The 21,885-nt window shown below is 42.7% G+C and carries 30 protein-coding genes and 1 tRNA gene; 8 read left to right on the forward strand and 23 right to left on the reverse strand.

Features of this window, described 5'->3' with window-relative positions; genetic code table 11:
- Positions 1–1,629, forward strand: coding sequence for a peptide chain release factor 3 (locus tag ICN43_RS01045; RefSeq protein ID WP_370623189.1), 1,629 nt, complete (start codon positions 1–3; stop codon positions 1,627–1,629).
- A 2-nt stretch (positions 1,630–1,631) separates the two neighbouring features.
- Here the strand turns inward: ICN43_RS01045 and ICN43_RS01050 are convergent, their stop codons facing one another.
- Complete coding sequence (locus tag ICN43_RS01050; RefSeq protein ID WP_216196826.1) at positions 1,632–1,880, reverse strand: hypothetical protein; 249 nt, start codon at positions 1,878–1,880, stop codon at positions 1,632–1,634.
- 35 nt (positions 1,881–1,915) lie between these two features.
- Positions 1,916–2,143 (reverse strand): DUF2798 domain-containing protein, encoded by a 228-nt coding sequence (locus ICN43_RS01055; RefSeq protein WP_216196827.1) that lies wholly within the window; start codon positions 2,141–2,143, stop codon positions 1,916–1,918.
- A 126-nt stretch (positions 2,144–2,269) separates the two neighbouring features.
- Here ICN43_RS01055 and ICN43_RS01060 point away from each other — a divergent pair, with 126 nt between their 5' ends.
- From ICN43_RS01060 to ICN43_RS01070, 3 genes are all read left to right on the forward strand, one after another.
- A complete protein-coding gene (locus ICN43_RS01060) occupies positions 2,270–2,476 on the forward strand; it encodes a hypothetical protein (RefSeq protein ID WP_216196828.1) in 207 nt (68 codons plus the stop codon).
- A gap of 53 nt (positions 2,477–2,529) precedes the next feature.
- Positions 2,530–2,967, forward strand: coding sequence for an MOSC domain-containing protein (locus tag ICN43_RS01065; RefSeq protein ID WP_255533373.1), 438 nt, complete (start codon positions 2,530–2,532; stop codon positions 2,965–2,967).
- A 77-nt stretch (positions 2,968–3,044) separates the two neighbouring features.
- A complete protein-coding gene (locus ICN43_RS01070; protein WP_216196829.1) occupies positions 3,045–3,692 on the forward strand; it encodes a histidine phosphatase family protein in 648 nt (215 codons plus the stop codon).
- A 45-nt stretch (positions 3,693–3,737) separates the two neighbouring features.
- On the opposite strand, the gene ICN43_RS01075 is transcribed toward ICN43_RS01070, so the two are convergent.
- From ICN43_RS01075 to ICN43_RS01110, 8 genes are all read right to left on the reverse strand, one after another.
- Positions 3,738–3,977: a hypothetical protein gene (locus ICN43_RS01075; RefSeq protein ID WP_216196830.1), complete on the reverse strand. Its 240-nt coding sequence runs from the start codon at positions 3,975–3,977 to the stop codon at positions 3,738–3,740.
- 72 nt (positions 3,978–4,049) lie between these two features.
- On the reverse strand, positions 4,050–4,799 hold the full coding sequence (locus ICN43_RS01080) for a transporter substrate-binding domain-containing protein (protein ID WP_370623138.1): 750 nt from the start codon (positions 4,797–4,799) through the stop codon (positions 4,050–4,052).
- 136 nt (positions 4,800–4,935) lie between these two features.
- Complete coding sequence (gene panD / locus ICN43_RS01085; protein ID WP_216196832.1) at positions 4,936–5,301, reverse strand: aspartate 1-decarboxylase; 366 nt, start codon at positions 5,299–5,301, stop codon at positions 4,936–4,938.
- Positions 5,302–5,444: 143 nt separating this feature from the next.
- On the reverse strand, positions 5,445–6,002 hold the full coding sequence (locus tag ICN43_RS01090; protein ID WP_216196833.1) for a phasin family protein: 558 nt from the start codon (positions 6,000–6,002) through the stop codon (positions 5,445–5,447).
- A gap of 228 nt (positions 6,003–6,230) precedes the next feature.
- Positions 6,231–6,791 carry a peroxiredoxin gene (locus ICN43_RS01095; RefSeq protein WP_216196834.1) on the reverse strand — a complete coding sequence of 187 codons (561 nt, stop codon included), beginning with the start codon at positions 6,789–6,791 and terminating at the stop codon, positions 6,231–6,233.
- 30 nt (positions 6,792–6,821) lie between these two features.
- Positions 6,822–7,388 (reverse strand): SRPBCC family protein, encoded by a 567-nt coding sequence (locus ICN43_RS01100; RefSeq protein WP_216196835.1) that lies wholly within the window; start codon positions 7,386–7,388, stop codon positions 6,822–6,824.
- Between the two features lie 29 nt (positions 7,389–7,417).
- A complete protein-coding gene (locus tag ICN43_RS01105) occupies positions 7,418–7,933 on the reverse strand; it encodes a DUF1003 domain-containing protein (RefSeq protein ID WP_216196836.1) in 516 nt (171 codons plus the stop codon).
- A 144-nt stretch (positions 7,934–8,077) separates the two neighbouring features.
- Positions 8,078–8,770: a fumarylacetoacetate hydrolase family protein gene (locus ICN43_RS01110; protein ID WP_216196837.1), complete on the reverse strand. Its 693-nt coding sequence runs from the start codon at positions 8,768–8,770 to the stop codon at positions 8,078–8,080.
- Positions 8,771–8,944: 174 nt separating this feature from the next.
- Here ICN43_RS01110 and ICN43_RS01115 point away from each other — a divergent pair, with 174 nt between their 5' ends.
- Complete coding sequence (locus ICN43_RS01115; RefSeq protein ID WP_216196838.1) at positions 8,945–9,931, forward strand: tripartite tricarboxylate transporter substrate binding protein; 987 nt, start codon at positions 8,945–8,947, stop codon at positions 9,929–9,931.
- 129 nt (positions 9,932–10,060) lie between these two features.
- On the opposite strand, the gene ICN43_RS01120 is transcribed toward ICN43_RS01115, so the two are convergent.
- From ICN43_RS01120 to ICN43_RS01135, 4 genes are all read right to left on the reverse strand, one after another.
- Positions 10,061–10,903: an alpha/beta hydrolase gene (locus ICN43_RS01120; protein WP_216196839.1), complete on the reverse strand. Its 843-nt coding sequence runs from the start codon at positions 10,901–10,903 to the stop codon at positions 10,061–10,063.
- A gap of 159 nt (positions 10,904–11,062) precedes the next feature.
- Complete coding sequence (locus ICN43_RS01125; protein WP_216199805.1) at positions 11,063–12,169, reverse strand: patatin-like phospholipase family protein; 1,107 nt, start codon at positions 12,167–12,169, stop codon at positions 11,063–11,065.
- A 306-nt stretch (positions 12,170–12,475) separates the two neighbouring features.
- A complete protein-coding gene (locus ICN43_RS01130) occupies positions 12,476–13,642 on the reverse strand; it encodes an MFS transporter (protein WP_216196840.1) in 1,167 nt (388 codons plus the stop codon).
- 194 nt (positions 13,643–13,836) lie between these two features.
- Positions 13,837–13,992 (reverse strand): carbonic anhydrase family protein, encoded by a 156-nt coding sequence (locus ICN43_RS01135; RefSeq protein WP_216196841.1) that lies wholly within the window; start codon positions 13,990–13,992, stop codon positions 13,837–13,839.
- A gap of 69 nt (positions 13,993–14,061) precedes the next feature.
- On the opposite strand from ICN43_RS01135, the gene ICN43_RS01140 reads away from it, so the two are divergent.
- Positions 14,062–14,727 carry a cupin domain-containing protein gene (locus tag ICN43_RS01140; RefSeq protein WP_216196842.1) on the forward strand — a complete coding sequence of 222 codons (666 nt, stop codon included), beginning with the start codon at positions 14,062–14,064 and terminating at the stop codon, positions 14,725–14,727.
- 213 nt (positions 14,728–14,940) lie between these two features.
- Here ICN43_RS01140 and ICN43_RS01145 read toward each other — a convergent pair whose 3' ends face one another.
- From ICN43_RS01145 to ICN43_RS01170, 6 genes are all read right to left on the reverse strand, one after another.
- Positions 14,941–15,435 (reverse strand): DM13 domain-containing protein, encoded by a 495-nt coding sequence (locus tag ICN43_RS01145; protein WP_216196843.1) that lies wholly within the window; start codon positions 15,433–15,435, stop codon positions 14,941–14,943.
- A gap of 10 nt (positions 15,436–15,445) precedes the next feature.
- Positions 15,446–16,129 carry a haloacid dehalogenase type II gene (locus ICN43_RS01150; RefSeq protein ID WP_216196844.1) on the reverse strand — a complete coding sequence of 228 codons (684 nt, stop codon included), beginning with the start codon at positions 16,127–16,129 and terminating at the stop codon, positions 15,446–15,448.
- 353 nt (positions 16,130–16,482) lie between these two features.
- Complete coding sequence (locus ICN43_RS01155) at positions 16,483–17,481, reverse strand: tripartite tricarboxylate transporter substrate binding protein (RefSeq protein ID WP_216196845.1); 999 nt, start codon at positions 17,479–17,481, stop codon at positions 16,483–16,485.
- A 209-nt stretch (positions 17,482–17,690) separates the two neighbouring features.
- Entirely contained in the window at positions 17,691–17,906 is a 216-nt protein-coding gene (locus ICN43_RS01160) for a BrnA antitoxin family protein (RefSeq protein ID WP_370623139.1), read from the reverse strand.
- 5 nt (positions 17,907–17,911) lie between these two features.
- A complete protein-coding gene (locus ICN43_RS01165; protein WP_216196847.1) occupies positions 17,912–18,205 on the reverse strand; it encodes a BrnT family toxin in 294 nt (97 codons plus the stop codon).
- Between the two features lie 147 nt (positions 18,206–18,352).
- Positions 18,353–19,807, reverse strand: a complete 1,455-nt coding sequence (locus tag ICN43_RS01170) for an ATP-binding protein (RefSeq protein WP_216196848.1) — start codon at positions 19,805–19,807, stop codon at positions 18,353–18,355.
- A gap of 446 nt (positions 19,808–20,253) precedes the next feature.
- On the opposite strand from ICN43_RS01170, the gene ICN43_RS01175 reads away from it, so the two are divergent.
- Complete coding sequence (locus ICN43_RS01175) at positions 20,254–20,577, forward strand: helix-turn-helix domain-containing protein (protein ID WP_216196849.1); 324 nt, start codon at positions 20,254–20,256, stop codon at positions 20,575–20,577.
- A gap of 7 nt (positions 20,578–20,584) precedes the next feature.
- Here ICN43_RS01175 and ICN43_RS01180 read toward each other — a convergent pair whose 3' ends face one another.
- Positions 20,585–20,803: a hypothetical protein gene (locus ICN43_RS01180; protein WP_216196850.1), complete on the reverse strand. Its 219-nt coding sequence runs from the start codon at positions 20,801–20,803 to the stop codon at positions 20,585–20,587.
- Between the two features lie 226 nt (positions 20,804–21,029).
- On the opposite strand from ICN43_RS01180, the gene ICN43_RS01185 reads away from it, so the two are divergent.
- Entirely contained in the window at positions 21,030–21,209 is a 180-nt protein-coding gene (locus ICN43_RS01185; protein WP_216196851.1) for a hypothetical protein, read from the forward strand.
- A 45-nt stretch (positions 21,210–21,254) separates the two neighbouring features.
- Here ICN43_RS01185 and ICN43_RS01190 read toward each other — a convergent pair.
- Together ICN43_RS01190 and ICN43_RS01195 are read right to left on the reverse strand one after the other, a co-directional pair.
- A tRNA-Phe gene (locus tag ICN43_RS01190) sits at positions 21,255–21,330 on the reverse strand.
- Positions 21,331–21,486: 156 nt separating this feature from the next.
- Complete coding sequence (locus ICN43_RS01195) at positions 21,487–21,717, reverse strand: hypothetical protein (protein ID WP_216196852.1); 231 nt, start codon at positions 21,715–21,717, stop codon at positions 21,487–21,489.
- Positions 21,718–21,885 lie beyond the last annotated feature (168 nt).

The following is a 21,885-nucleotide window of genomic DNA, read 5'->3' on the forward strand; positions in this document are numbered from 1 at the left end:
ATCGACACCATCACCTCCAGCACCCCCGGCGTAGAAGTTTTAAGACGTCGCAGCTTCGCCATCATCTCTCACCCAGATGCTGGCAAGACCACGCTCACCGAAAAACTATTGTTATACGCAGGAGCAATTCAGATTGCTGGTAGCGTAAAGGCGCGCAAAGCAAGTCGGCATGCCACTTCCGACTGGATGGAAATTGAGAAACAGCGCGGAATTTCTGTAGCTAGCTCGGTAATGCAAATGGAATATCGAGATTGCATTATTAATCTTTTAGATACACCGGGCCACCAGGATTTTTCAGAAGACACCTATCGCGTGTTGACCGCTGTAGATTCTGCACTCATGGTAATAGATGCTGCCAATGGCGTGGAATCACAAACCTTACGCCTACTTGAGGTCTGTCGTGCTCGGAATACGCCAATCCTCACCTTCATCAATAAAATGGATCGCGAAGTAAAGCCACCCATGGAATTGATGGATGAGATTGAAACTGCCCTTGGCATTGAAGTGGTTCCTTTTACTTGGCCAGTGGGCATGGGTAAATCATTTGCTGGCGTGCTTGATATTGCCAATTCTCAAATGCGCATGTTTAAGGCTGGGGAAGATCGTGTAACTGAAGATTCGCATGCAATTGTTGATGTCAATGACCCCGCTTTGAAAGAGCGCTTGGGCAGCGATCTTGAAAATGCAATTGCAGAAGTTGATTTGATAAAAAATGCAATGCCGACATTTGATCGAGAAGCTTTTTTAGCGGGTCGTCAGTCGCCGGTATTCTTTGGCTCAGCCATTAATAATTTTGGTGTGCGTGAAATTCTTAATACCTTAGTGGAGCTTGCACCATCACCAGGATCACGCAAAGCATTACAGCGAGAAGTCAGTCCGGCGGAAAATAAATTCTCAGCAGTGGTCTTTAAAATTCAAGCAAATATGGATCCAGCGCATCGAGATCGCGTTGCCTTCTTGCGCATCTGCTCTGGACATTTCGAGCGCGGTATGAAGCTCAAGATTTGTCGCAATGGCAAAGAAGTGCGTACTAATAATGCCTTATCCTTCTTGTCACAACGCCGCGATATTTTGGATGAAGCATTCCCTGGCGACATTATTGGCCTACCAAATCATGGGCTACTTAGGCTTGGTGACACACTTACTGAAGGCGAGCAATTGCAATTCACTGGCTTACCATTTTTTGCGCCAGAAATTTTCCGCATGGTGGAGTCTGCCGATCCATTGCGCTCTAAACAATTACGTACAGGCTTAATGCAGCTTGGCGAAGAGGGTGCGATTCAGGTATTTCGTCCGATGATGGGTGGCACCATGCTACTCGGCGCATTTGGACAGCTTCAGTTTGAGGTAGTAAGTCATCGCCTGCAAACTGAGTACGGCGCTGAAGTACGCTTACTTCCTGCGCGCTATAACTTAGCTCGCTGGGTAAGCTCAGAGGATCCTGTGGCACTCAAGAAATTTATACAAGAAAATATTCACCGCATGGCGGAGGATGTTGTTGGGGCTTCGGTATTTTTAGCTAGCCACAAATCTGAATTGGATGTTGCTCAACAGCGCTGGGAATCCATTCAATTTCATGCCTTGAGAGAGCATGCAGGCTTGATCTATCAATCAGATCTTGCTGGTTAAATCTAACGTGGGCTTGATTGCGGCCACCTGCAATCGAATATCGTCACTAACTGCGTATCGCTCTCTCTAAAAGAAGCGGTCTTACCGTATTGCGCGCAATACGCGCTAGCCTTTGTCGTGAGTGAGGCGATAGACTCACCGTCACTATTTAAAAAGGTGACGTGATTCGAATCTGATGCGTTGGTATAAACCGCAGCACAAGCATTCAAGCTCACCACCCATACCAATAAAAAGCTCCTAAGATTCATCATATCAATACTCTTATTTAGTAAGCGTTTTCGCTTACCTATAAATGAAGCTTCTTCACCAAACTATCCGTGAGTTTGATGGAAAGCGGACGATAGATCAAAATGCAAAAAAACGCAACTGGGTAAGCAACTGCCCAAGCTTCTAAGCACGCCGAAAAGAAATTCTGTTCAATGCCGACTCTTACCAAAGTGGTGGCCAAAGTAATGCTCAATGACATCAGCCCACTCATGATGGCAGCAAAGATTAAATTAGAAATATTCATCATGATCTAATCATAGCGCCTAGCCAGCATAACTGTTATTCTGATTTGTGATCACTATTCCGCGCCCTACTTAGGGGAGTCTACTGAGCAAGCTCAGGGGTTCATCATTTCAAGACTCTAGGAAAATATATGGCAGTTGGCCAAAATCAAAGAAATAGAAAAAACGACCCCATGGTTAGCAAAACTGGAAAAGCTAAATTGGGTCCGCTTACCGTCGCTCAACTCAGTAAGCTACTTGAATCAAGTACCAAACCCAAAGAGAAGGCAAAGATTCAAAGGGCTCTGAATAAGCGCCCTCCGGCCTCGACACCTAGCCCTGAAGTCGTTGCAGCCTAAGCACTAAGCCCCGAAATTACCGGGGCTTTTTTCTTATGTAATATGCTCTCATCATGAAATCATCCCCCCAAATTCACTCCATCTATATTGCCTCTCTGGCAGGTGAGCCCATGGTGCGACTTACAGAGGCTGAGATTATTGCTGGCCAAGGTATTGCTGGGGATCGCTATGCGCTAGGGCGGGGTGCATTCTCGAAAACCAATCTGAAGATCCGCCATGTTTCTCTCATTGCACTCTCTGGTATCGAGTATGCCAATCGCCATCTCGTTGCTAAGCAAGAGGCAATTTTTGGGCAAGGCGATACACGTAGAAATCTTGTCATCAGCGGTATTTCTGAGGATGAGCTCAATAGCCTGGTCGGCAAACATTTTCATTTAGGGGGGCTCGCCTTTAAGGGCACTGAATTATGCGAACCTTGCCAGCGACCAGCCAATCTATTGAAAAGACCAGACTTTATGGATAGCTTTGAAGGTAGGGGCGGAAGCACTTGAGTCTGGATCCCTTGTTTTAGGCGACCTTCTACTCTTTACAGAATCCAAAGAAAAGTAATTCAACCTAAAATAGCCATATGGCCACTACAAAACTCTGCCTTATTCGCCATGGCGAAACTACCTGGAATACCGAAAGGCGTCTCCAGGGCCACACCGATATACCCCTTAATGCCAATGGTGCGTTACAAGCGCGCCAAATGGCACAAGCGCTTAAAGATATCAAACTTACTTTTGATTTTTTATATACCAGCGATCTTAAGAGGGCAGCTGATACTGCAAATGCGGTTGTTGAATTATTCGGGATTGAGGCAAAGGTAGATAGCGCTTTACGTGAGCGACATTTTGGCGCACTACAAGGACTCTCCATTCCCGAGGCACCAGCACTGCGTCCGGATATTTGGCAAGCTCATATTGCCCGCGACTTAGAACATGATCTCGAGGGCGGTGAAAGCATTCGGCAATTTGCATTGCGCGTAGAAAATGCTCTAGAAAAAATCCAATCTCGGCACAGAGGTAAAACTATTTTGATAGTGAGTCATGGTGGCACACTTGACATGATGTACCGGCTTGCGAGCAAACAAGCCTTAAATACTGATAGGATAGTTTCGGTACCCAACGCTTCATTAAATTGGATTACCCATAGCGAAGTTGATGGCTGGGCTGTTGGGCAATGGGCGGATACCCGCCACCTTGATGGCCCCGCCCTAGAAAACGTTGATGCCTAAGTATTAAAGTCACCCTTGGGTGACTTTAATACTTTCAGAAAAAACTTATCTTCTGATATGTGCGTGACGAGCAGCATCTTGTGACATACCCTCACCTTTTGGCTTGCCTTCAATCGCCTCTTTTTCAGCAGTAATCTCTTTGCGGCGCTCTTTGCACGAACCGGCAATCTCTTGCAAAGCCTTACGCGCTCTGGCTGCAGAAGCCTTAATTCCTTTTCCCTGAAACTTCTCATTCTCTGATTGGTATGTTTCGAAAGCAGCAATTAACTTGTCATGATGGGACATATTTTTCCTTATAAATTATTAAAATAATCGACTTGAGAACACTTTAACCCAATCTATTGGAATCGCTCAAATTTATTGAGTCCAGCGATTAATAATCTCTTTTAATTTTTCTGGGCCTAGCTCAGTAAGATAAAGGTTAAAGTCATCGCGTAGCTTAGAGCCTTTTTTGAAAGCAAATCCTAGATTATCAAATCCCACCACTTGGTAGCTACTACTAACCGGAAGATTTAAGGATTTTTGATAATTGGCTAGCATAACACTGTCAACAAATACCAAGTCCACATTACCATTTTGTAAGGCAATTAATGCTTCTGTTGGCGATGGATATAACTTTACCCGTTCAACTGAATAGTAGCCTTTTGGCTGCAACACATTTTTTACATAATCATCAAAGACGCTGCCAGTTGGGTAGGCAATGCTATATTTTTTTAACTGCGATAAATCGGTAATCTTAATATTTCGGTTTTTTAAACCTATTAAATCCCATGTGCTGGTGAAGTAGGGCTTAGAAAAATCCATTACCTCTTTACGCTTATCGGTAATGGAGATTCCTGAGAATGCTACATCGGCTTGTCCGCTGGTTACCGCACCTAGCATGCCCAGCCAATCGTACGCAGTCATTTTAAATGTGCAAGCCCTTGACTTACAGTAGCCTTCAAATATCTCTAAGTCTATGCCCGTGTAATTACCATCTTTTTCAAAGAGCATTGGGGGTACTGCAGGGGATACGGCCACCCTTATCACGCTAGACTCCTGCTTAGAGCAAGCACCAAGCATCAATAAGGATACCAATAAGATAAGAGTATGGCGGGCAATTTTCATGGTGTTTTTCAAAGTAAATTAGATGGATCATATTATCAAGAATTAAATATAAAAAACCACCCGAAGGTGGTCTTTAGTTTTTTTATTCTTACTTACCAATATGCTGATATCTAATATTTATAGGATTAGTCAGACATTAATTGACTTTCTTAATTTCTTTGATGGTATTGCCTTCACCTAACAAAACAATCTTGGGAACATGCTTTGCAAGCTCATCGTGGCTTACTTGGCCATATGTACAAATAATAAGGTGGTCGCCAACATGTGCCTTGCGAGCAGCAGCGCCATTCAAAGAAATAATCCCAGAGCCGCGCTTTGCTTTAATGATGTATGTTGAGAAACGTTCGCCATTATTAATGTTGTAGAGCTCGATCTTTTCAAACTCGCGCATATCGGCAGCATCAAGCAAGTCCTCATCGATTCCACACGAGCCCTCATAGTGTAAGTCTGCCTCTGTCACAGTTGCTCTGTGAATTTTTCCTAACAACATAATGCGATTCATTCGTTTTCCTCAAGAATTTAAAGTGTGCCTTCTTTCAGCATTATTTGGCGACTATATTGCTATTTTCTCAAAAATTTTTGTAGTAACACCACCAAAAAAAACCCCGTCTTCACGGGGTCTTCTATATATCTATTATCTACTAATTACTTGGCGTTGCTTTTTGCTGCCTTGGTGGCCTGACTGAATTGACCCTGGGCATTCTTCATTACGGTTTCTACACTTTTTTCAAAGTTTGCAAAGGCATCTTGAGTCGTTGAACGCACCTGATCGAAATTTTGCATTGCTGTATTGAATGCAGATGTAAATGCGCTCACATATGCCTCCGATCCAGCTGGCGCCTTTGATGTTGCTGTGGCGATAAAACTCTTCAAGTCATCCTGTGATTGATCAATAGCAGCCTCCACAGCCTCAACTAACTCTTGGTTTCCGCGTCGCAGCACTGCTGCTATTTTTTTCTGATAAGCAGCTACTTCAGCGATAGCTTCTTGGACTTCTGGGCTTTGCAGAAGGTCTAAAGCTGCTTTTGCATCCTTGCCCTTCAATAACTCAGCGGCTTTCGCCTGGGCATTTGCCACAGCTTGCTGAGCTGCTTGGTAATGAATTTCTCCCAGCTCTTGAGCATTCTCAAGAGCAGTTTGACCCAGTGCACGTGCGCTTTCTACGGATTTAGCTTGATTTTCTGCAAATTGATTTTTGAACATAGTATTTCCTTTAAGAGGTTATTTGTTGCACTGCATCATATTAATAGTTTATTTTGGGCATAGCAAGGAAAAATTGCTGCAAAGCAACATATAGGCTTACACACGGAGTAATGCACTGCGAAAAAGCGCCGCTACATTACATTTACAGAGTTTTTGGGCTGAGATTGCTGCCCTTTTGCCCCAAGTCTTAGACTCCTAATGCCGGGAGAATGGGGTTTGCTAAAAAAATTATGCGGGATTATTTTTTAAATAGTTCACCACCCACTCTGGATCGCTGTCGCTTGGAAAGATGGGGTAATGGACAACTTCGATCACACCATTATTCACAATGAGGGTGAGGCGCTTTAACAAGGTCATTCCAGCGGCAACAAAAGTAGGCAATTGCAAAGCGCGCTGAAGCAGATAACTATCATCACTTAACACTGGAAAAGGTAAATGGAGACGATCTGCCATTTCTTGCTGGTATTCAGTGGATTGCACACTCAAGCCTACAACTTCCGCACCCAGTGAGCGTAGCTCTTGGTAGTGATCTCTAAATGCGCAGCTCTGTGGGGTGCATCCCCTGGCTCCTGGGATTTGGTCCCATCCATCCGGGAGTGCGACATTAGGCTGGCCCGTCATAGGGTAGCAGTAAATCACTAAGCGGCCTTTCACCTTGCTGAGGGGAAATTGGATACTCGTAGTTGCGCTCAATGAGATTGCAGGCAAGGCCATGCCCACCAGATGATCGGCAGCACCATCATCCTGGGGAACAGGAAGATCGTTAGGTAATTGACTAAGGTTTTTCATAAATTAAATCTTAACCTACTGAGGCTTAATTTATCTACAAGCTTTTGCCGATGCCGACTTCTTTAGAGAGGCTGTTTCAGCCATTGCCTCAAACTGCTGCCGCAGTCCATTTTTAATGAAGAATTCAATTACTACGGATGGCACTAAAGAGTTTGGCTCAACTTGCGCATCATATTTAAACGTCGTGAAATTCTTCTCGGGTAATAGTTGCCAACTTCCCTTGTAATACTTTGTGTCTCCATTCACCTGCTCAAACAGCAATGCCTTGCTAGGAAACTCTAGGTACTCCAATTCAGAGCGTACCTCAAATGAGATGAACAGCACTCTTTCTTCTAGTAAACGGGCGACCCTCACTTTATTCCCCGATCTTGAGAGCACCTTTGAATCTACTATGCCAGGTAAATTTTTGGCACCCTCATAGTCGGTAATAAATGCAAAAGCTTCGCATGGGCTAATTGGGACTTCATAGCTCGCATTCACCTGAAAGCGATCACCTAATCTAGTGACGGCCACCTTTAATCCGTAAGGATTCGACGACTCTTGAGCGAAGGCAATGCCAGACAATGTAATCAGAAATAAATAGAGGGCCTGCTTCATGCCAGATTTTTAGAGCGCATTAATATGGCCTACTTAAGAAAGTTATCCAATTTTTTACCGAGAGCCTCAACTGATTTAGTTAAATTAAATAGCTCTTTTTCTTTTAAGAGATCAATTTTTTGGTGCAGCAGCTCAATCTCTAATTCCGCCTTCACATTGACTTCAAAATCATTACCAGCCTGTTGACGATCAATTTCTGAGAGTCGATTTTGACTCATCATAATTGCCGGCGCAGTATATGCCGCCTGAAATGAAAGCATGAGATTAAGTAAGATAAATGGGTAGGGATCCCATGTATCTGATCCATCTATCGAGCTATAGGCAATCCAAACAAAAATAATCGTGCTTTGAATAATCACGAATTTCCAAGAGCCCACGGTTTTTGCAACTACATCTGAAATTTTTTGGCCAATAGTTAGCCCCGAAATATCATCTTCGATGTGACTTGAAATCTTGATTGGAAAACCCTTGCGATGCTTTCGTCTATGAGCCCGTAAGACCTCTAGAATTTGTAGCTCTTCGTTAGTGGGTGTAATCGCTTTCATGGCCCCTCCCTGATATGACCACTGTACGCCTATCCTTAGCGATTACATGGCTATTTTTCGAGCCCGAGAAATAAAAAACCACCCGAAGGTGGTTTGTAAATCTTGGAGATATAAAAATTTATAAGTCGCTCTGGAGTCTAAATATTAAACAATCCTTACGGTTAAATCAGGCAATCCTGCAACATGCCCTTTAAGAACATCGCCTTTTTTAACTGCGGCTACACCAGCTGGCGTACCAGAGAAAATCAAATCACCAGCTTCAAGAGTAAATAATGTTGAAAGGTAAGCAATGGTATCCGGTACGTTCCAAATAAGCTGGTTTAAATCACCTTCTTGACGCAACTCATTATTGACGAAAAGCTGAACTGCGCCTTTGCTTGGATGGCCGCATTTGCTAACCGGCACCAGGGCGGAACAAGGGGCTGACTGATCAAATGCCTTTCCAGTGTCCCATGGACGGCCCATTTTCTTAGCCTCACCCTGCAAATCACGACGCGTCATATCCAAGCCAACGCCATAACCCCAAACATGATCAAGCGCTTTTTCAGGAGAAATATTTGAGCCGCCTTTACCAATCGCGACCACCATTTCAATTTCGTGATGCACATCATTTGACAAGCTTGGATAAGCCATATCTTTACCGTCTGTCACAACCGTAGTAGCTGGCTTCATAAAAAAGAACGGTGGCTCTCGGTCTGGGTCATGTCCCATTTCACGAGCATGATCTGCATAATTTCTACCAACGCAAAAAATGCGATTCACCGCAAAGCGCCGGGCATCGCCCTCCACTGGGATTGAGTTAACTTGAGGGGGGTCAATCACAAATTCTGCGCTCATTACTGTCCTTTCGGGGTTAATTTGATGATGTCTACACTAAGACTCTCATTTAAATGAAAAAGATAAGAACTCTTAAACAAAATTGATAATACCAAACCTCTATAGTTTTTTTTAAAAGTTTATGCTACCTTATCGTAGCGATATTCCAAAAATAACAAAGTAGGAGACTATAGAATGAAACGCAACTTATCTCAACTCATCAAGCCGTTTTTAATGTCCGCTGTTTTAGTAAGCTCACCCTTAGTTGCAAATGCTCAGTCTGACTATCCCAATAAACCAATCCGTCTAATCGTTGCCTTTCCTGCCGGCGGCTCAACTGATATTGTGGGACGCATCGTTGCTCAAAAATTGAGCGAGCGCTTAGGTCAGGCTATTGTGGTTGAAAATAGAGGCGGTGCTGGCGGCACCATTGGTACCGATGCTGCTGCTAAAGCAGCCCCTGATGGTTACACGCTTACACTGGGAACAACCAGCACAATGGCGGTAGCACCCGGGGCATATTCCAAGCTTGGCTATGATTCAGTTAAGAGTTTTTCCCCAATCTCTCTTGTGGCTGTAACTCCATACTTGCTGGTAGTTAACCCCGAACTTCCAGCCAAAACTTTGGCCGAATTAGTTACCCTAGCTAAAAGTCAGCCCGGTAAGCTCAATTTTGCCTCGGCTGGCAATGGCTCTACAACTCAACTTGCTATGGAAATGCTAAATGATGTTACTGGCATGAAAATGACTCACGTGCCTTATAAAGGCAATGCTGATGCAGACTTAGCCATACTTTCCAATCAGGTACAGGTACTCTTTGGATCCATGCCAGCATTACTGCAGCATGCCAAACAGAATAAACTGCGTGCGCTTGCAGTAGGCACGACTAAACGCTCACCAGCCCTCCCAGACGTTCCTACTGTTGCAGAGCTAGGTTATCCTGGATTTGAGGCAGCTTTATGGTTGGGAGTGCTAGCACCAGCTGGAACACCAAAGCCCATTATTGATAGATTGAATAAAGAGCTCGTCGCTATTGCAGCAACACCAGACTTCAAGGCAGCAATGGATAAAAATGGTGCGGATGCCACCAGCAACAGCCCCGAACAATTTGCGAGCCTAATTCAAAATGAAGTCTCTAAATACGGCGCTATTACTAAAAAATTAGGTATCAAGCTGGACTAGTAAATAGATTTGCGCACTCCATTGGTAAAACAGCATTGCAGAAATAATCCTGCAATGCTGTTCCCAAATTAATTTTTACGTCAAAGACTTAAAAAGCATTGCTTTATTCAAGGCCAGTCTGAATGGGGGCTACTCCCCAACAATAGATTGAACTTGACCAGTTTTAATCCACTTGATGACTGCTTTTGAGGTGTCCTCCTCCATGCCACCCATTGAATGCAAATGGGTTCCACCGCATACATCCCCCGTACCTTCTCCGCCTTTTACGGTGACTAAATTATTCTTTGAATATGCTGACACGGTTGAGTAGGGAGTACTAACGCACTGATCATTACCATGGTGAACATTTAGCACGGGCGCCTTTATTGCACTCATATCAAATGACTCTACAGAATAGCCATAAGCTCTATTACGAGCATTAGCTCGCGTCATAGCTGCGGAATGAATACTTCCCTGTATTTCATTTCCTAGATTTTTAGCAAGCCACTTTGAGGAAATGGTTCCGTAGCTATGGCCCATGATATAAAACTTAGTGATTCCATACTTTTCTTTTAGGATCGCTATTATTTTTTTGACGTCCTCAGCATGTTTCAAGGAAGAACGATAGTCATCGTTACAAGCTAGCGGAGTATTTCCTGGGGCAACACTATTTTCATCACTGGGGCAATCCATCACAACCAAAGCTATCCCCGCCTGAGAAAATAATTCCGTATTGTTTCGCAAATAATTCAAATTCCTTTTCCAATCATTTTCGGATTTGATATTAGCAATACCAGACCAGCCACGATAAAACAGTAACGCTGTATCAGATGGAATGGAGGGCTTGAGTAGAATGGCTCGCTGTATAACAGGAGATTTTGAAAAAACTCCCACCTCTCTACCAGCATCAACCTCTATCAGAACCGGGGTCATTGTTTGAGCCATCACACCATTAAAAAAAACTAAGGCACATATACCGAATAAGCACTTCATTTCAGACCCTCAAACTTATATATTCAAATAGGATTAATCGCCTATAGAACTCTATACTATTGTTGGAACATGAACTATTTCGGCTATAAAAAAATACCCACTAATGGTTTTTACTTCTTAGGCCCATAGAGAAATCATTGCGACTGCAGGCGTCTCATCTTATGCCCAAAATTCTTTGATTTTTGGCGCCTCAATTTTTGATCGTTCATATCCGATTCTTAATGCTCCAGCTATTTGCCTTGGGTCAAGTAAGTCAACATCCTTGGGTGTGCCAGCAACGATCCACTTTACCTTGGTACCAGTCGCCTTAATATCTTCAATATTTTGCGCAACAGGATGAGGAATAGTGGTTAGTATTGCTCCTGTCACCCCATCAGTCAGAGTAATGATTAGGGCTCTTTTAGACCCGGCGACCAAATCAACGTGCGCTGGATTAGAGCAAATTCCACCATCCATGACATAGCGTTGACCTAATAATGTTGGTCCAGCAACTCCGGGTAAAGAGCTACTTGCAGCAGCGCCATGGGTCAAGGGAATGCCATTCTTTCTAGCAACTTGTTGCCCTACAACAATCCGTTCACCTGTATAGCAATCAATACCAGTTGTGTACATTCGGCTAGCTGGCCAATCTTTTTTACTGTCACCCGTTAATAATGCGACTAAATTTTCAATGCGTTCGCCATTCAATTTATTGTTAGCCGCTAAAGCAGCATTGCCAATTATTTTGCGAGTCTCTATGCTGCCATCAGTCGCACTCATATTAATTTGATCGGCCCTCATCTGACTAATATTGGGTTTTGTTAATGGTGCGAGCTTTGCAAAAATCTCAGGAAACTTCCCAAAAAAATCAAACTCTGTTCGTAGACGGGCAAATTGCCCTGAGAGGAGTGATGAGCCCATATACGACCCAGCAGAAGTTCCAACTACTATTTCAGGGAGTTGGGCCATGTCCAGCCCCGCTTCAAACAGGCCATGAAAAAATCCACAATACCAGGCGATGTAATATTCTCCGCCGCCGCCGAGTACCATGGCTCGATCAAGTCCCTTTGCTAATTTTGAAGGCGTAGGCTTGATGGCAATAGGTATTGAAAGGCCATCATCATCAAATAATTTATGAGATATTTCATTGGCCCTACTTTGAATATTAGACTTTCTGGGCATTGATTGCGCCCCAGCAGAATCTGTCATGACACCAGATGCGCCGGCAATAGCTACTGTGCTAATTGCGGAAGTTTTCAGGAAATTACGGCGTGAAGATTGAGTCATATTTACTCCATAGGTCTTTTTATTAATTTATAGCAGATACCTAAGTTAAAAAAACTACCCGAAGGTGGTTTTAGCATCCCTTAGCAGTCTGGGGCGGCATCGAAGGCTGGAAGAAGGGCCTTCAATTGTCCGCCTAAGCCAACTTTCGCCCTCAAGGGCTTGGGTCACCAGCCTTAACTTACCTAAAAATTGTGCATCCTTGCGTCGGTTAAATTTAGCGGTGAAATTAGAATCTTGCGAGAGGAAATTACCAGTATGCTGAAATTGCGTATTAATTTTTAATAAAGCAATATGCACTTAAATTAATTAACTAGCCTTATCTTCTTTAGGAAAAATAAGTGCCCCAATAACCGTAAGCAAGCTCAGCCCAGCAGTAGCCTTTAGCATCAAATCGAAACCGCCTTGGTTGTAAAGAATAGAAACCAATCCTACTGATAGCCCTGCGGCAGTAAAACCTAAAAAGTATCTTGCCGCATAAGCACGACCCCTCCACTCATCAGCCGTATATTTCCCAAGCATCGTATCGTTTACCGTCACTTGCCCAAAGATGGCCACAATAATACCTATCGCTAAAACAATTAACCAATAATCGCTTATTGTGGAAGCTAAATAAAGCATTGGAACAATCAGAATTGCTAAAGGTAGGAATACATTTTTAAGAGGGTACTTATCTAGTAGGTTTCCAATGATGTATTGGGCAAGTGCGCCAAATAAGTACACAAAAAAAGTAATGATTCCCAAGGCTGCGGTGTTAGTTGTTAGGTTTGAGAGTCTCTCTTGAAACAATTTTGGCAAAGCAACTGTAATTGCATTAAAAGTCGTAGAGCTGGCGATGACTGTTATGACAAGTGATGCCACGACCCAGATCATTACGGACTTTGATACCCGGGCTGAACCCGCTGAAGATTTTTTAACAATCTGATCCACTGAGCGTGGAATACTTCGTAAATATAAAAAACCAACAAGCAAGCAAATGACTGCCGGCACTAGAAATGAGATGCGCCATCCAAAGTATTGAGTAATAACGCCGGTAATGAGGGCTGAAGAAGCGACGCCAACATTTCCCCAGACACCATTGATACCCATTTCTTTTCCTAATTTTTCTGCATTAGAAACAAGCATCGCAGTACCAACTGGATGGTAAATAGAGGCTATCATTCCAATCAATAAAAGCATGATGCCTAATTGAAGGGGTGTTTGAATACAAGAAACGCCGAGAAGAGTTAACCCCATTCCAAAAAAGAAAATGGCCATCATATTGCGTCGACTCCACTTATCGCCTAACCATCCCGTAAGCAATGAACCGGCGCCAAAAGCAATAAACCCAGGGGTAGCGTACGGAAGTAATTCTCCGTACTTCATATGAAAAGTAGGGGCAATAACAATTACTGCCGCCGCAAAGATCAGCATGGCGTAATGATCTATGAAGTGGGCAAGATTAATGTAGGCAATAATCTTTTTAGATTGGCTCATATTTGGAACATTAACTATGAATAGTCTAATAGTAGCGTATAGAAGTTTTAATTACATAGACCGCGGATGGATATCCAGTCCTAATGGCGCCTAAGCCTATCCGCTAGCCCAAACGAAAAAACCACCCGAAGGTGGTTTTGGTGATTCTTGTTAACCCAAGGGGGCATTGCACAGGGCCAAGATGCCTAACTCCGTTAACTGCCCTCTGTCACCTTGCGACCGTTTAAGGGCATTACTGGCCTTGCATTCATTGGGAAAATTTTCTTAAACTGTGTCAGCTGAGGGGCAGACATTTCTACGGGGGTTTTGAGAATGTAAAAAGTAACTCCCTCATTACAGCCTGGGGTCATTAAGGATCCGGATCTAGGATGTTCAACTCTATTTCCAGTAAGCTGATAGCTTTCTATGTGAATGTATAAATGAATATTAATTCGGACTTTTCCCAGAAGGCAGTGATTAATACCTTGGACCTAGGCTGGAGCTTATCGCCTGTATCAGGCATCGAAAGAAAATATCTTGATCGAATTGGCAATGAACTTGCGCGAGCCAGTTCATTGGTTAAATACAGCCCCGAATCTTCTTTCACTGAACATATTCACGGCGGCGGGGAAGAAATTCTAGTTCTTGAGGGTAGATTTTCTGATGAGCATGGTGACTATCCAGCTGGCACCTACATTCGCAATCCACCCAACAGCAAACACACTCCATACTCAAAAGAAGGTTGTATATTATTTGTAAAACTAAGGCAATTTAATGCCCAAGATGCTTCAATAGTGAAAATAGATACAACAACAGCCACATGGCATCTTGGATTAGTTCCCGGACTATCTGTAATGCCACTTCATGAATTTGATGGCGTTGGAACAGCTTTAGTTCGCTGGGCGCCAAATATAATTTTTAATCCCCATATTCATCCAGGCGGAGAAGAAATATTTGTTCTCAAAGGTGTATTTCATGATGAGCATGGATCATATCCCGCCGGAACATGGATAAGAAGCCCTCGATATAGTAAACACGCACCCTTCACCAAATCAGAGGGCGCACTCATCTATGTAAAAACTGGCCACCTCAATAATCCACTTTAATTAAATCAAAAAACCACCCGACGGTGGTTTGAGTGTTTCTTGGTTGCCTTGAGTGGAATCGAACCACCGACACAAGGATTTTTAAATATCCTCCGCTATACCGCTTCGCCTTCAAGAGCTTGAGTCACCAGCCTAGACTTGTCAAAAAATTGTACATGCTTATAACGGTTGATTTTTTGAATGAAGTCCGAATCTTGAGAGGGGAAATATGACCTACTTTACAGGGCGCAAATCAGCTGAACCGATGTACTCTTTAAATTGCTTACACCAAATCAACATGCTGTTGATATCTTCTGGATTTTGTGTCTTTAAAAGATAAAAAGCGGCGCCGTTGGGTTTTTTAACGCGACTGACTTCAATCTGTTGAGCGCTAAACTCATCGTTATCTTTAATAGCAGATTTACTGCTGATATAGATATGATAGTCTGGCCCAGGGCTAGACCTAAAGTCTTCGCTTGATTGTAAAAATAATTGATCGCCAACCTTGACTAACAACCACTCACCAGAGGAGTTGTGTATCAAATCTTGTCCTTTAGCGTTTTTATCAATTTGTCCTCGCTTAATGATGTCACCTTCAATTTTTTGATGGTCATCAAAGCGTACCTTCAGGTCTTGTACATGACCACGGATAGCATCGAAGAGTTGGGCACTTGCTGAAAATGGGATCAGCAATAAAGCGCTCAATAAGAGGGTATTTAATTTCTTCATTAAGGCCTTATCAAATAACTTTTAAAACTTTGGTCAACGAAGTGCCTTCATAGTTCGGCTTTTCACCAATTTCTTCAAAAGGATGCCCAAGGCGATTGACCCAAAATACATCGAAGCCATACCACTTTGCCGCTAGAGCATCCCATGCATTACTAGATACAAATAGAATTTCTTCTTTCTTGACTGGAAAGGTCTTTAGCAAAAGCTCATAGGCCTGAGGGTCTGTTTTAAATAAACGCACATCTTCAATCGTCACCACTTCATCTAAGTAGGGATTCAGTCCATTACTCTCCACCACAGTAGCGAGCATCTCCCTGCTTCCATTGGATAGTATGGCTGTAGATAAGCCTTTTTGTTTAATGGTTTTTAGAACAGTCAGGCTATCTTCAAAACCAGTGAGTTTGGCATACTGATCCATCAGTTGCTTCTCATATTCTGGCGTGAGGTTTAAGCTCATACGCTTACAAACATACCGTAAAGAACGAATCGTCAACTCCCAAAATGGAAGATAGTGTTTACTGCCGCTCGGGTTGGGATCGCTCATGGTCACAAGGCGGGTGTATTCAATTTGGCGGTCACGCCACATCAACGCAAATGCTTGGCCATGCCCTGGAAATAACTCCTCTGCCAACTGTCCCATGGAGTACACATCAAACAATGTGCCATAGGCATCAAAAGCAATGAGCTTATACATGATCTGTCTCCTACTGTTTATGATGAATTTATATTGTCGTTTAAAACGACATTGCGAGTACTGGCACTTGATGAGCGTTACTCAAATCGATGCTTGATCGACACGAGGATGAATTATTAATTTGTCATTTTCAAGGTCGATTCTTGATAGTGATATCAGGCAATAATTACGTCTAAACAAACTAAGTGCTAAATGAAAAAACCACCCGAAGGTGGTTTGAGTATTTCTTGGTGGCCTGGGGGAATCTACTAGGACTAAGGATCTCTTACTCTGGTTGCCGATAAAGCAAATCCAGAGTAAAAATTCTTTGGGTAAATAACGTTAACCCACCCTGAATAAAAGATTTTGCTTTCTTAGTCAGGGGTTGCACCTGTGTCTTTAACGACTTTACCCCACCTTTGCGTTTCGTTATTTAAAAACTCGCGAGCAGCCTCGGGGGATTTGCTTGTTAATACAATAGCGCCTTGCCTTTCTAGCTTATCCCTAATCTCAGGCATCATCATTGTGGCAACTGTTGCGGTATAAAGCTTATTTACAATATCCCGAGGTGTTCCTGCTGGCACCGCTAAAATTTGCCAGGAACCGCCAGTCAAATCTTTAAATCCAGCCTCAGAGATGGTGGGAACATTGGGTAACTCAGGCATTCGGTTTGGGCTAGTTACAGCGAGTCCTTTTAATCGACCTGACTTAATAAATTCTTGAGCGGAGGATAGGGTGACAAACATCATTTGTGTCTCACCGCCAATCATGCCAACCGTTGCAGGACCAGCGCCACCCTTGTAAGGAATATGAGCTAACTTAGTTCCAGTCAGCCCCATAAAGCGCTCAGTTTGTAGACGATTGGCGCTACCAGAACCGGGAGAGGCATAATTAAATTTACCAGGATTTGCTTTTAGATAGGTAATGAGTTCAGCGACCGTATTTACCGGAAATGATGCATTTGTGACCAGTGCGCTTGGGACGTCAACCACCTCTGTGATGGGGATAAAATCCTTTAATGGGTTCACCTTAATATTTGGGTATAAGGCGGGGTTAATTGCCATCGTTCCAATATTACCTAGAAATAAGGTGTAACCATCTGGCGCAGATTTTGCTGCCATTTCCATCCCGATATTCCCTGATGCTCCCGGCTTGTTTTCAATAATGATGGGCTGGCCTAAAACTTCTCCTAGTTTTGTCTGCAAAATCCTACCCACTAAATCAGAAGCTCCGCCTGGCGAGAATGGGATGATCATTTTGATCGGCCTATTTGGATATTCTTGTGCCTGCGCATTCTCCGGCAATCCGATTAAAGTTAAAACGCTACTTAGTACAAATACAAAACTCCATAATTTATTTATCTTAGACATCATCAAGGCTCCTTTGAACTGGCTTCAAGTGAAGATTGCGACTAGATACATTTTAATCATATAGCACTTGCCCCCTACGGCGATACTCCAAAACCCTGAAAGTAAATCTGCTGATCCAAATGTGAAAGCATCTAAAGTTGGTTTTAGTGTTTCTTGGCGCCCCGGGATGGAATCGAACCAGGACCTCAGGGGATACTTATCCTACCCCTAGACTACTTCCAGCTAAGGTTCAATTTCTTATGCGAAGCGGCACAATCTCTCAAATAGAGATTAATGAGGCTTTGATAAGGAATGCCTACCTCTTCTGATATAGATTTGAAGTAGCTCACTGAATCCTCATCCAATCTAATAGTTATAGGCTTCTTGAGCATAGAAGCATATGGGTTTTTACGAGCTTTTGAGAAATCATATTCTTTACGCATCTTCATCACCTTTAATAAGCTTTTGACTCTTTAGGGGTTGCCTTACGAGCCGAAATGATTCGAACGACATTGTCCTCACTTCGATAGCAATGGCACACCAAAATTACGCGAAGGGAATGGCTCACTCCCAGCAAGATAAATCTGTCTTCATCCTCTGAATGGTCCGGATCGGAAATTAACTTAGCACCTTCATCATAAAACACAGATTTTGCTTCTTCAAAAGAAATGCCGTGTTTCTTTAGATTGGCTGAAGATTTTTTGGGTTCCCATTCAAATCGCAATGAAGTTATATGTACATTGTACATATATCAATTGGAGCAAGCAACTAGGGTTAAAAGTCCTAAGTCATATAACCTTATCCGATAGCCCAAACGAAAAAATCACCCGAAAGTGGTTTTAGTGTTTCTTGGTGTCCCGGAGCAGAATCGAACCAGAGCTGAGGATGTCTGACTCTATCCCGTGACTGCTGAGGGTAACCTCACTACAAACCTAGCGCCACCGCCAACAGCATCTTCATAGTGGATCGCACCACTATATCTAGTGACGATATGCTTACAAAGCCATAGTCCTAGTCCCATACCAGTCTGCTTAGTAGTGCTCAATAACTCAAATAGTTGTGGTTTAAATTCAGCCAGCACACCTGTGCCATTGTCAGAAACACTAAGGCAGACTGAATTGCCCGTTTTAACGGCCTCTATAGCAATACGTCGCTGGAGTGTTCCCGAGTTAGCCAAGGCTTGGGCGGCATTATTAAGCAAATTTAAGATGACTTGTTCAATTTCAGAAGAATTAACTCTAATCACTAAATTATCTTCAACCCGTAATTGAATTTTAATGTTCTTAGTCTTAAGCTCAGGTTTAACAATATCTAGAACTTTTGCTATCAAATCACTTAACCGGACTTCTTGAGCATTCGACTCGCCTTCAGTAAATATTGACCTGAGAGATTTGACAATTGTTGCCGCCCTCTTGTTGTCCTCTTCTAAAGAATCCAAAATCTCTCTGCCCAGCTCGGGATTAAGCGCCCCTTTTTCCAGCTTCATCTTAAGAAACTGGATATTGAGATTAGAGGCACCAAGTGGTTGATTAAGCTCATGAGCAATTGATGCGGATAGGGCCCCCGTAGCCGCGGTCTTATTGGCTTTCATCAAGCCATAGATAAGACGTTCTTTTTCTTTTAAGAGCTCAGTAATTTTTTCATTCTCTTCTTGAGTGTTCTTTAAAACGTTAGCGATTTGGTTTTCTTTTTTAATCTGCTTTTCTAAGTAAAAACTACCGAGGGCTACATAGATTAATATCGTGCTGCCGTAACCAATCCACAAAAGAGTTAAGGCAAGAGCATCGTGAGCATATAAAAAGAAATTGGTTTGAGTACTTCCAATCAACACCCAAAGCGTTCTACAAATTTCTCCAATCAAAGTAAACGCTGATAAAAAAATGAGCCACTTCAATACCTTGGTTTTGTTTGCTTTGTAGTGTTTTACCAGCTCCCATATTTGCCACACCAGAAGCAACTCTTGAGTTATTGTGATTAGGGCTACACGTTGTTTAAAGGTTTCTGGTAATACCCTCAAGTGGTCATAGTAAAAGAAGATGGCGACTGGAATAAGCCACAATAGAAAGGCTTGTAACTTGGTAAACGGGCGTTGATTCCAAGAACGGTATAGAAATACCAACAAAAGAATGGAGACAATAAACGAGGTATTAGCTATGGTGAGAAAGAACTTATGGGTCCATAAAGCAATGCCAAAACAAAAAGAGGATAGAGAGAAAATACCCAAGCTCAAAGGGTAGTAGATGCTAAATCCATCCCCCTTATTTACTTGATATTGATATAGGGCAACAAAAAATAATCCCAGACCAATTAATGAGAAGACAACAAAAAAGATTTGATTCGCCAATTCCATAATTGGATATTACAGAAAGTAGACTGTAATGTCGTTTTAAACGACATCTCCATCAAACCCCCAAATGAAAAAACCGCCCGAAGGTGGTTTTGGTGTTTCTTGGTGGCCCGGGGCGGAATCGAACCACCGACACAAGGATTTTCAAATATCCTCCGATAGACCGCTTTCGCTTTGATTTCAAGGGCTTGAGTCACCAGTCTTGACTTGTCTAAAAATTGTGCGTCCTTGTGCTGGTCGAATTTGGTAATGAAATCAGAATCTTGCGGGGGGCTATTTTTCAGTGCGCACAGATTGTGTTGCCATACCTCTCCAGTCAACTGCCAAAGCATCTATTTGGTTACTTTTTTGGGGCGACCAATTAATCTCTTACCAAAAATTGATATAAATCAATGTTTCATAAGCATTAGAGGTTTAGCTTAAGGCATTGTTAAGCCTTAAAGGCGTAGATGACTGAACTAAGCAAATACTTTAAGTACCTTGCGATTCTAGAAAAAAGTAATCGTCAGCTAGATTTAAACAATACTGATGTATTGATTTTAAATGCCATTGCCAAAGCCAATGATGCGCGAAGCATACTTTATGTGAAAGATTTGTTGTCATTAAAAGAGGTGGCATCGCAAGCAACGATACATGGAAGACTAAAGCATTTAGTTGACTCCAAACTCATCACCCTCAAGTCAAATAAAGCTGATGGAAGGCTTAAAGAGGTGGTGCTAACCAAACTTGCCCACAAGCGCTATGAAATCTTAAGTAAAGCTATTGAAGACTGAGCAGAGTCTATTCAAACAATCCCACAATGTTTTCATGCGCCCAATCAATTAAATCATTGTTGCCGTCTTTTTCTAACTCAGTCATTAAATCATCGCTTAGAACAACCGCACCATCAGCTTTGACAGAAAATGGAAGAGACTCGTAAGGATACCTTTTGTCATTGCCGTATAAGTCATAGACTATATCTAGTAATCTGACGGCATTTTCTGCGTGATCATCAGTCATAAGTTGATCGCAAATTAATTTATAAAATTTATAAGATGAAATTAGTATATTAGAAGCTAGAAAAGTTTGTTGGAGGGGACAAATTCCAATTAATAAAAAGCTACTGGCTTATATAAAATATCTTAGGCAAGAAGAGGCTATAAATGAGTTTTATGGCTTAGATAGCAATCAAATTAAAGTTTTGAATGCTATAGCCCTTCTTTGGTGCGACAAAAAGGATAGCAAGGTGGGTGATTTATTGGGCCTTGCTAGCATTGCTTCGCCAGCCACAATTCATACAGCCCTCAAAAAATTAACTAGAAAAAAGCTGATTCAATTTAGACCGGCTACTGACAGCAGGGCTAGATATGTGGAGCTTACTGAATTGGGCTTAAAACGCTTTAATGATTTAGCCAAAGCAAAATAGACAATCCAAATGAAAAAACCACCCGAAGGTGGTTTTGGTGTTTCTTGGTGGCCCGGGGCGGAATCGAACCACCGACACAAGGATTTTCAATCCTCTGCTCTACCGACTGAGCTACCAGGCCAAGATTGGATATTATAAATGAAACTGTGTTTTTGCTGAGAAAATGCTCTTGCTGTGGCCCATCCTGTTGATTATTAGGAATCCTCTGATGATGAGGGCACTTCATTCGCCATGTTTAAGCTAAATACCCCGTCGTTTTTGGCGCCATTAAATACAATCAAGGCTCTTGTAAATGGTCAACTTCAAAGCAGGTTACTTGTGGCTCTGTTGTAAACCCATTTTTTATTTGAGACTGAATTGTTGGCAACAAGATATCGCCCAAAAACTTTTCCCAGGATTCTTTTGAGTCATGAACAGCGACAACAGAACATCCTCCAGGCGATGGTCCGGCAGCATGTAAGCTGTCCGGCTGGAAGACTTGCGCCACCCTGGGGATGTACGACTGCAATTTCAGCGTCGTATTGAGCTTTTGTGCCGCCAGGATAAAAAGTAACTATGCAGTAAGGCATATTCATTTCCGTTAAGTTGTGCATTGATTGACAAAAAAGGATATTAACAGCAAGCGTTTTAGTGGGCATCTATTGGCCACATAGAGCTCATCACCAACTCAGATCGG

The sequence above is a fragment of the Polynucleobacter sp. UK-Mo-2m-Kol15 genome (assembly GCF_018881505.1).
Classification (GTDB): domain Bacteria; phylum Pseudomonadota; class Gammaproteobacteria; order Burkholderiales; family Burkholderiaceae; genus Polynucleobacter.

What these genes read in the sequence shown, in the direction of transcription:
- ICN43_RS01060 (WP_216196828.1), top strand. Translation starts at nt 2,270, where the DNA reads ATGGCAGTTGGCCAAAATCAAAGAAATAGAAAAAACGACCCCATGGTT.
- ICN43_RS01145 (WP_216196843.1), bottom strand. Translation starts at nt 15,435, where the DNA reads ATGAAGAAATTAAATACCCTCTTATTGAGCGCTTTATTGCTGATCCCA.
- panD (WP_216196832.1), bottom strand. Translation starts at nt 5,301, where the DNA reads ATGAATCGCATTATGTTGTTAGGAAAAATTCACAGAGCAACTGTGACA.
- ICN43_RS01080 (WP_370623138.1), bottom strand. Translation starts at nt 4,799, where the DNA reads ATGAAAATTGCCCGCCATACTCTTATCTTATTGGTATCCTTATTGATG.
- ICN43_RS01155 (WP_216196845.1), bottom strand. Translation starts at nt 17,481, where the DNA reads ATGATGTCTAAGATAAATAAATTATGGAGTTTTGTATTTGTACTAAGT.
- ICN43_RS01070 (WP_216196829.1), top strand. Translation starts at nt 3,045, where the DNA reads ATGGCCACTACAAAACTCTGCCTTATTCGCCATGGCGAAACTACCTGG.
- ICN43_RS01140 (WP_216196842.1), top strand. Translation starts at nt 14,062, where the DNA reads ATGAATATTAATTCGGACTTTTCCCAGAAGGCAGTGATTAATACCTTG.
- ICN43_RS01050 (WP_216196826.1), bottom strand. Translation starts at nt 1,880, where the DNA reads ATGATGAATCTTAGGAGCTTTTTATTGGTATGGGTGGTGAGCTTGAAT.
- ICN43_RS01065 (WP_255533373.1), top strand. Translation starts at nt 2,530, where the DNA reads ATGAAATCATCCCCCCAAATTCACTCCATCTATATTGCCTCTCTGGCA.
- ICN43_RS01170 (WP_216196848.1), bottom strand. Translation starts at nt 19,807, where the DNA reads ATGGAATTGGCGAATCAAATCTTTTTTGTTGTCTTCTCATTAATTGGT.
- ICN43_RS01150 (WP_216196844.1), bottom strand. Translation starts at nt 16,129, where the DNA reads ATGTATAAGCTCATTGCTTTTGATGCCTATGGCACATTGTTTGATGTG.
- ICN43_RS01160 (WP_370623139.1), bottom strand. Translation starts at nt 17,906, where the DNA reads ATGAAGATGCGTAAAGAATATGATTTCTCAAAAGCTCGTAAAAACCCA.
- ICN43_RS01055 (WP_216196827.1), bottom strand. Translation starts at nt 2,143, where the DNA reads ATGATGAATATTTCTAATTTAATCTTTGCTGCCATCATGAGTGGGCTG.
- ICN43_RS01120 (WP_216196839.1), bottom strand. Translation starts at nt 10,903, where the DNA reads ATGAAGTGCTTATTCGGTATATGTGCCTTAGTTTTTTTTAATGGTGTG.
- ICN43_RS01165 (WP_216196847.1), bottom strand. Translation starts at nt 18,205, where the DNA reads ATGTACAATGTACATATAACTTCATTGCGATTTGAATGGGAACCCAAA.
- ICN43_RS01125 (WP_216199805.1), bottom strand. Translation starts at nt 12,169, where the DNA reads ATGACTCAATCTTCACGCCGTAATTTCCTGAAAACTTCCGCAATTAGC.
- ICN43_RS01075 (WP_216196830.1), bottom strand. Translation starts at nt 3,977, where the DNA reads ATGTCCCATCATGACAAGTTAATTGCTGCTTTCGAAACATACCAATCA.
- ICN43_RS01180 (WP_216196850.1), bottom strand. Translation starts at nt 20,803, where the DNA reads ATGACTGATGATCACGCAGAAAATGCCGTCAGATTACTAGATATAGTC.
- ICN43_RS01095 (WP_216196834.1), bottom strand. Translation starts at nt 6,791, where the DNA reads ATGAAAAACCTTAGTCAATTACCTAACGATCTTCCTGTTCCCCAGGAT.
- ICN43_RS01110 (WP_216196837.1), bottom strand. Translation starts at nt 8,770, where the DNA reads ATGAGCGCAGAATTTGTGATTGACCCCCCTCAAGTTAACTCAATCCCA.
- ICN43_RS01100 (WP_216196835.1), bottom strand. Translation starts at nt 7,388, where the DNA reads ATGAAGCAGGCCCTCTATTTATTTCTGATTACATTGTCTGGCATTGCC.
- ICN43_RS01135 (WP_216196841.1), bottom strand. Translation starts at nt 13,992, where the DNA reads ATGACCCCAGGCTGTAATGAGGGAGTTACTTTTTACATTCTCAAAACC.
- ICN43_RS01175 (WP_216196849.1), top strand. Translation starts at nt 20,254, where the DNA reads ATGACTGAACTAAGCAAATACTTTAAGTACCTTGCGATTCTAGAAAAA.
- ICN43_RS01105 (WP_216196836.1), bottom strand. Translation starts at nt 7,933, where the DNA reads ATGAAAGCGATTACACCCACTAACGAAGAGCTACAAATTCTAGAGGTC.
- ICN43_RS01130 (WP_216196840.1), bottom strand. Translation starts at nt 13,642, where the DNA reads ATGAGCCAATCTAAAAAGATTATTGCCTACATTAATCTTGCCCACTTC.
- ICN43_RS01090 (WP_216196833.1), bottom strand. Translation starts at nt 6,002, where the DNA reads ATGTTCAAAAATCAATTTGCAGAAAATCAAGCTAAATCCGTAGAAAGC.
- ICN43_RS01115 (WP_216196838.1), top strand. Translation starts at nt 8,945, where the DNA reads ATGAAACGCAACTTATCTCAACTCATCAAGCCGTTTTTAATGTCCGCT.